Here is a 7,036-nt window from a genome sequence, read left to right as displayed (position 1 = left end):
GCAGCCAAAAGACATTTTTCAATGATGTCCCGCGGCACGGGCCGATCTGAGAAATCCCTAACGGTATGCCGCTTGCGCACCCGTTGGTAAAAGGCATCAGCTGCTGCGCGCATGTCCTCTAATGACTTTTCTTGAAAATCTGGCAACGCCACAGCTTCAAAGTCTTTGTCAAATTGATTTTCCACCTTCTTCCCCCATTATTGTCTGATCATATTGTCAGACAATAATGGAATTGACGTGTCAGTCAAGTAGAAGATTTTCACAAGAAAGCGAAATCCTAGAAAAGACGGCGATAAAATGTAAAAACCAAGCTTAGAAAATTCGCCTAGTGCGACACTTGAAAATAGTCATCGTCCAGCGCTTGAACGAGATCCCCAGCTTTAAGAATATGCTGCACCATCGCCGCTTCTGCGCCAATTTGATCGCCGCTGATCATTGCTTTCACAATAAGCTGATGATCGTCATTTGTTGTAAACACGGCATTCTGCCCCACCAAAACACGAAACTGCAGCCAATAGATTGAGGTTTCGAAACGCTTGATCGCGTGCAGCAGGTAATCGTTGTCGGCCGCCAACGCAATTTGGCTGTGAAATTCTGTATTGAGTTTCGAAAAAAGGCTCAAATCAGCGGCTGCCACGGCCTCGTCCAATCGAGTTTGCAATTGCACAAACCGTTCTGGGTTTTCCTGAGCGTATGGAGTTGCAAGCCGCGTTGCAAGCCCCTCCAAAGTGGCCCGCACGCAATAAACATCCGTTGCTTGCTTACGGGTTAACTTGCAAACCGAAACTCCGCGATGACGCTCAAAGGCCAACAAACCAGACGAAATAAGACGTTGAAACGCTTCTCGAACCGTACTCCGGCTATAGCCAAGACCCTGTGTATAATCAGCTTCAACCAGTCGCGTTCCCGGCGCGAGGCGGCCTGTACGAACAGCCTCCGTGACTATGTTTACAACTGCCTCTACATTTGATCCTGCCATTTGTGCCGCTCCTCCCTCTCCCAAGTTCCTTGGCTGGTTGTAGTCACTCAAACTAACATTTCAAAGCCCAACCTAGTCAAATCAGACCCGACTGACAACTTTGTCCGACAAAGCTGTAGATTTCTTTGACAATTTGCACAAACTTCGAAAGATTTGTCAAAAAGCGAGGATTTATGGCTTGGATAAAGACAATCAATTTTGCCGATGCAACCGGACGACTGCGCCAACTATATGAACGCATCACCGGACCAGACAACAACGTTGATAACATCATGATGATGCATTCGCTGCGTCCAAACACGATGGAAGGCCACATGGCCATATATAAGTATGTCCTGCATCATTCGAGCAACTCTTTACCCAAATGGTTCCTAGAGACAATTGGCACCTATGTCAGCTACCTCAATAAATGTGATTATTGCTTTGAACATCACTTTGTAGGTTTGAAGCGAGACCTCATGAATCAAGAGAGAGCTCGCGCTATTCGCGATGCAATTACAACAGACAACATAGAAGCCGCGCCCCTCAACACCAAAGAGGTCTTGGCCCTCACCTATGCCAAAAAACTTACACTCACCCCGGCAAAAATGATTGAAGACGATGTAAAAAAACTCAGGACAGTTGGGTTTGATGATGGTGAAATTTTAGAGATCAACCAAGTAATAGCCTATTTTGCCTATGCCAATAGAACTGTTCTGGGACTTGGTTGCTCACTTGACGGCGACATTATTGGCCTGTCGCCAAATAACTCAAATGACCCAACAGACTGGACGCACAAATAATCAGAAAAGCCGGACCGGCCCCTCTTTTGACCAACAATAAAGTCCGATATTTGATTGCGCTGCTTTGTCTAGCGCAAAGCCGGTTGGTGCAGAAATGGAGACTACAGCCCGCACGCCATGGCGTGCTGCCTTTTCGATAATCTCGTACGAACAGCGACTGCTTACAAGCATGAAGCCATCTGCTTGGCCCGATTGCCGCGCGCGCGCGCCCAACAATTTGTCGACAGCATTGTGGCGACCTATGTCTTCTCTCACCAGTTCAATCGATCCGTCCAAGGCAACCCAAGCCGCCCCGTGCACTGAATAGGTCTCCGCGTTTAGCCTTTGACGCGCGGGCAACTCTTGCACGGCTTTAGAAATCACGTCGTCTGGCAAGTTCAAACACCGATCGGCAACCTCGGGCAATGGCGCTAAAAAGCTATCCGCATTCTCAAGCCCGCAAAGCCCGCAACTCGCCGACCCCACAAGGTTCCTTCGCTTTTGTCGTATATCCAAACGTTCCAACCGTGCAGGATCGATTTCAACTTTTATGTCAAAACCAGCATCCACAGATTGCACAGATATCGACTTAATCTCATCTTCAGCATTCACTACTCGCTCTGAAATCGAGAAGCCAACAGCAAAATCCTCAAGGTCATCCGGTGTGGCCAACATGACTGCATAATTGCGTTGGTTGTAAACCAGCGCAACCGGGCATTCCTCAGCAATTTGCCAAGCGGCCATTTGCCCGCCAATGGACACTTCCAATTGGCGGGCATTGTCCGATTTATCCTGTGGATCACCCATTACTCAGCGGGCTCTGCAGGCACCTTCTTGACAATTTTGCGCAACGAAGGTGTTTCCAAAGCATAATGCTCCTGCCACTCAGATTTGTGATTTGCAGGGGTCACTTCAACCGCTGTCACCTTGTATTCAGGACAGTTGGTCGCCCAATCCGAATTCTCGGTGGTGATCACATTGGCCCCACTCTCTGGATGATGGAAGGTTGTATAAACAACACCGGGCGCCATCCGTTCCGATATCAGAGCGCGCAACGTTGTCTCACCTTTTCGGGACCTTATAGAAACCCAATGCCCATCTTGAATACCTTTGGCCTCAGCGTCCGACGGATGAATTTCAAGCACATCTTCTTCCCACCAATCCACATTGTCAGTACGCCGCGTCTGCGCACCTACATTGTATTGGCTCAAGATCCGTCCTGTCGTCAGGATCAGCGGGAACTTACGATTGGTTTTTTCAGTTGTTGGCACATATTCAGTGATGATGAATGCGCCTTTTCCACGAACAAAACCATCAACATGCATGATGGGTGTGCCCTCGGGCGCATCCTCGTTGCATGGCCATTGCACAGACCCTGTTTCGTCCAATCGCTTAAAACTGACACCGGCAAACGTGGGCGTAAGCGCTGCAATCTCATCCATGATTTGCGAGGCATCAGAATAGTTCATTTCTGTGTAACCCATTGCGTTTGCCAAACGCTGAGTCACTTCCCATTCTTCCAGTCCAGTCGCCGATTTCATCACTGGACGAACGCGGTTAATACGACGCTCTGCATTGATGAAAGTGCCGTCTTTTTCAAGGAACGACGTGCCGGGCAAGAACACATGCGCAAAGCGCGCCGTCTCGTTGAGGAAAAGGTCCTGAACGATCAAAATGTCCAACGCTTTCAGTGCGGCTTCAACGTGATGGGTATTGGGGTCGGACTGTGCGATATCCTCGCCCTGCACGTACATGCCTTTGTATTTTCCAGCAATTGCCTCGTCGAACATATTGGGAATACGATAGCCCGGCACCGCGTCTAGGTCGCGTTGCCACGCCATTTCAAACGTACCTCGCACTGCATCATCCGCAACCGAGCGATAACCAGGTAACTCGTGTGGGAATGAGCCCATGTCGCACGAGCCCTGCACGTTGTTCTGGCCACGAAGGGGGTTTACGCCAACCCCGCGCCGACCAATATTGCCAGTCGCCATTGCCAAATTCGCCATCCCCATGACCATGGTAGACCCTTGGCTGTGTTCGGTTACGCCCAACCCATAATAGATCGCTGCATTGCCGCCGGTTGCATAAAGCCTCGCGGCTTTTCGGATTTCTTCTGCATCAACGCCACTCTCCGCAGCAATGGTCTCAGGGGCGTTTATGTCATCAAGAATGAAATTTCGCCATTCGTTGAAGCTTTGCAAGTCACAACGCTCTTGCACAAATTCCTCGTCAATCAATCCTTCTTTCGCAATAACGTGTGCAAGTGCATTCACCACCGCAACATTGGTCCCCGGCTTCAACGGCAAGTGATGATCTGCTTCAATGTGGGCAGACTTCACCAAATCAATCTTGCGTGGATCAACCACAATCAGTTTTGCACCTTCACGCAAACGGCGTTTCATTTGCGAGGCAAAAACCGGGTGTGCATCTGTCGGGTTTGCGCCAATCACAATGATCACGTCACATTCTTCAACGCTATCAAAGTCTTGCGTACCGGCCGAGGTGCCAAAAGTCTGGTTCAACCCATAACCAGTTGGTGAATGGCAAACGCGCGCGCAGGTATCCACATTGTTGTTGCCAAAAGCGGCGCGAATGGTTTTTTGCACCACCCAAACTTCCTCAGCAGTACAACGTGAAGAAGTAATGCCACCAATCGCTTTTACGCCGTGATCCGCTTGCGCCTTTTTCAGTTTTTCAGCTGAAAACGCAATCGCCTCATCCCACGATACTTCGCGCCATGGGTCGGAGATTTTCTCCCGGATCATTGGTTTGGTTATGCGGTCGTTATGTGTGGCATAACCCCATGCAAAACGCCCTTTAACACATGAGTGTCCATGGTTTGCCTTGCCGTCTTTAAACGGCACCATGCGGATAACTTGATCACCCTTCATCTCTGCTTTGAACGAACAGCCAACACCACAGTAGGCGCAGGTCGTTAAAACAGAACGATCAGGTGTACCATGTTCAATCACCGTGTTTTCCTGCAAAGTCGCAGTTGGACAAGCTTGCACGCAAGCCCCACAAGAAACGCACTCAGAGGAGAAAAAGTCTTCTGCGCCCACAGCGACTTTGCTGCCAAATCCACGCCCATCAATAGTGAGTGCCAAAGTACCTTGCACTTCGTCGCAAGCTCTTACGCAACGCGAACAAACAATACATTTGGCTGGGTCGAAGGTAAAATACGGGTTGCTTTGATCTTTTTGGGCATCAAAATGGTTCGCACCGTCATAGCCATAGCGCACATCGCGCAAACCGACCGAACCTGCCATATCTTGCAACTCGCAGTCCCCATTTGCCGCACAAGTAAGGCAATCAAGCGGATGGTCTGAAATGTAAAGTTCCATCACCCCGCGCCGCAGCTTTTCCAGCCGAGGCGTTTGGGTTGAAATCTTCATGCCGGGCGCAACAGGGGTGGTGCAACTAGCAGGCGTTCCCTTGCGGCCTTCAACCTCTACTAAGCATAACCGACATGAGCCGAAAGGCTCTAAACTATCAGTTGCACAAAGCTTTGGTATGTCGATTCCAATTTCAGATGCAGCCCGCATGACGCTGGTGCCTTCCGGCACGTCAACCGCAAAGCCGTCAATTTCAACTTGAACGGTTTTATCATTTTTCGACTTTGGCGTTCCAAAATCTTGTTCCTTTAAGATAGGCATATTCTATCTCCTATTCTGCCGCTTCGCGGACATGCCGCGGCGCAAAATCATCAGGGAAATGTTTAACTGCGCTCATCACCGGAATTGGCGTCATCCCGCCCATCGCGCACAGTGAACCGTCAACCATCAATTCACACAGATCTTCAAGCAGAACCATGTTTTGATCATAGTCAGTGCCTGCTGCGATTTTATCGATCACCTCTTCGCCGCGCACCGCACCCACACGACATGGGGTGCACTTGCCACAACTTTCTTCAGCACAAAACTCAAACGCATAGCGGGCTTGCGCCATCAAATCAGCGGTGTCGTCAAAAACAACAATGCCACCGTGGCCAACGCCTGCGCCATTTTGTGCCATGACTTCATAGTCCATAGGCAAATTGAGCATTGCTTCAGGTAAATAGGCACCCAATGGGCCACCAATTTGCACGGCCTTAAAGGGTCGGCCTGTTCTTGTGCCGCCGCCATATTCATTGACCAGATCACCCAGTTTAACGCCAAACGCGGTTTCAAACAAACCGCCCTGCTTTATGTTACCCGCCAGCTGGAACGCTAGAGTGCCTTTTGAACGCCCCTGCCCGTATTTTGCATATGCGTCACCGCCATTGGCCAATATCCACGGCACTGCGCACAAGGACAAAGCATTATGCACAAGTGTTGGTTTGCCGAACAATCCCTCAAGCGCTGGTAACGGCGGCTTAGCACGCACCAACCCACGTTTTCCTTCAAGGCTTTCCAGCAAAGATGTTTCTTCGCCACAGATGTAAGCACCTGCACCAATGAACACGGTGAGATGGAATGCAATTCCCGATCCCAGCACGTCATCTCCGAGCAACTTGTTTGATTTAGCGACCTCAATCGCCTCATTGAGAATGCGCGCCGCAATCGGGTACTCAGACCTTAAGTAAATATAGCCTTTGGTTGCGCCAACGCCCAATCCAGCAATCACCATGCCCTCAATCAAGAGCAATGGATCACCCTCCATAATCATGCGATCAGCAAATGTGCCGCTGTCGCCTTCATCTGCGTTGCAAACGATGTACTTTTGGTCTGCCTGCGCACCTTGCACAGTGTCCCATTTAATGCCGGCCGGAAAACCCGCGCCGCCGCGACCGCGCAATCCAGAAGTTTTGATGACCTCAACAATATCGCTTTGTTGGAGTTTGATTGCACGTTTAACGCCATCCAACCCGCCATGCGCTTGATAATCAGAGAGGGAAAGTGGGTCCGTAATACCGCATCGCGAAAAGGTCAGGCGTTGCTGGTCTTTCATGAATGGAAGATTTTCAACAATCCCAACGGATTTCTCGTGACCTGCGCCCTCTAAAAAACTTGCATCAAAAAGCGACAAAACTTCTGCTTGCTGAGTTGGCCCATAGCCAACACGTTGTCCCTCAACCTCAACCTCAATGAGTGGCTCAAGCCAATGCATACCTCGAGAACCTGTGCGGACAATCTCAATATCCAAATTGCGCGCAGCGGCTTCTCCAACAATCGCAGCCGCAACATCATCTGCGCCCAACGCAACTGCAGCGCTGTCGAGCGGCACAAAAATACGCTGTTTGCTCATGATACTACCTCGTCCGCAATTCGCTGCCCATCAACGCGTGCGATCAGCTTGCCATTCACCTCTGCTG

5 protein-coding genes and 1 pseudogene are annotated in these 7,036 nt (G+C 50.1%); 1 reads left to right on the top strand and 5 read right to left on the bottom strand.

The features are described from left to right. Positions 1 to 185, bottom strand: a pseudogene (locus Q0231_RS09895) (nitroreductase family protein); the annotation flags it as partial. 140 nt (positions 186 to 325) lie between these two features. Next, on the bottom strand, positions 326 to 979 hold the full coding sequence (locus Q0231_RS09890) for a GntR family transcriptional regulator (protein ID WP_299347501.1): 654 nt from the start codon (positions 977 to 979) through the stop codon (positions 326 to 328). A 173-nt stretch (positions 980 to 1,152) separates the two neighbouring features. On the opposite strand from Q0231_RS09890, the gene Q0231_RS09885 reads away from it, so the two are divergent. Next, positions 1,153 to 1,761: a carboxymuconolactone decarboxylase family protein gene (locus Q0231_RS09885; RefSeq protein ID WP_299347499.1), complete on the top strand. Its 609-nt coding sequence runs from the start codon at positions 1,153 to 1,155 to the stop codon at positions 1,759 to 1,761. Here Q0231_RS09885 and fdhD read toward each other — a convergent pair whose 3' ends face one another. From fdhD to Q0231_RS09870, 3 genes are read right to left on the bottom strand one after another with little or no spacing between them, the layout of a single operon-like run. Next, positions 1,762 to 2,547 carry a formate dehydrogenase accessory sulfurtransferase FdhD gene (gene fdhD / locus Q0231_RS09880; RefSeq protein WP_299347497.1) on the bottom strand — a complete coding sequence of 262 codons (786 nt, stop codon included), beginning with the start codon at positions 2,545 to 2,547 and terminating at the stop codon, positions 1,762 to 1,764. Then, positions 2,547 to 5,399: a formate dehydrogenase subunit alpha gene (gene fdhF / locus Q0231_RS09875; protein ID WP_299347494.1), complete on the bottom strand. Its 2,853-nt coding sequence runs from the start codon at positions 5,397 to 5,399 to the stop codon at positions 2,547 to 2,549. The genes fdhD and fdhF overlap by 1 nt, the downstream gene beginning before the upstream one ends. A gap of 10 nt (positions 5,400 to 5,409) precedes the next feature. Further along, on the bottom strand, positions 5,410 to 6,969 hold the full coding sequence (locus tag Q0231_RS09870; RefSeq protein WP_299347492.1) for an NADH-quinone oxidoreductase subunit NuoF: 1,560 nt from the start codon (positions 6,967 to 6,969) through the stop codon (positions 5,410 to 5,412). Positions 6,970 to 7,036: the final 67 nt, after the last annotated feature.

Source organism: uncultured Maritalea sp., assembly GCF_937139385.1.
Taxonomy (GTDB): domain Bacteria; phylum Pseudomonadota; class Alphaproteobacteria; order Rhizobiales; family Devosiaceae; genus Maritalea; species Maritalea porphyrae_A.
Note: the sequence above shows the minus strand (reverse complement) of the source record. Positions and strands in the feature narration are given on the sequence as shown.

Bases quoted from the DNA above. Each gene is read 5' to 3' on its own strand.
- Q0231_RS09890 (WP_299347501.1), bottom strand. From the start codon at position 979: ATGGCAGGATCAAATGTAGAGGCAGTTGTAAACATAGTCACGGAGGCT.
- Q0231_RS09885 (WP_299347499.1), top strand. From the start codon at position 1,153: ATGGCTTGGATAAAGACAATCAATTTTGCCGATGCAACCGGACGACTG.
- fdhD (WP_299347497.1), bottom strand. From the start codon at position 2,547: ATGGGTGATCCACAGGATAAATCGGACAATGCCCGCCAATTGGAAGTG.
- fdhF (WP_299347494.1), bottom strand. From the start codon at position 5,399: ATGCCTATCTTAAAGGAACAAGATTTTGGAACGCCAAAGTCGAAAAAT.
- Q0231_RS09870 (WP_299347492.1), bottom strand. From the start codon at position 6,969: ATGAGCAAACAGCGTATTTTTGTGCCGCTCGACAGCGCTGCAGTTGCG.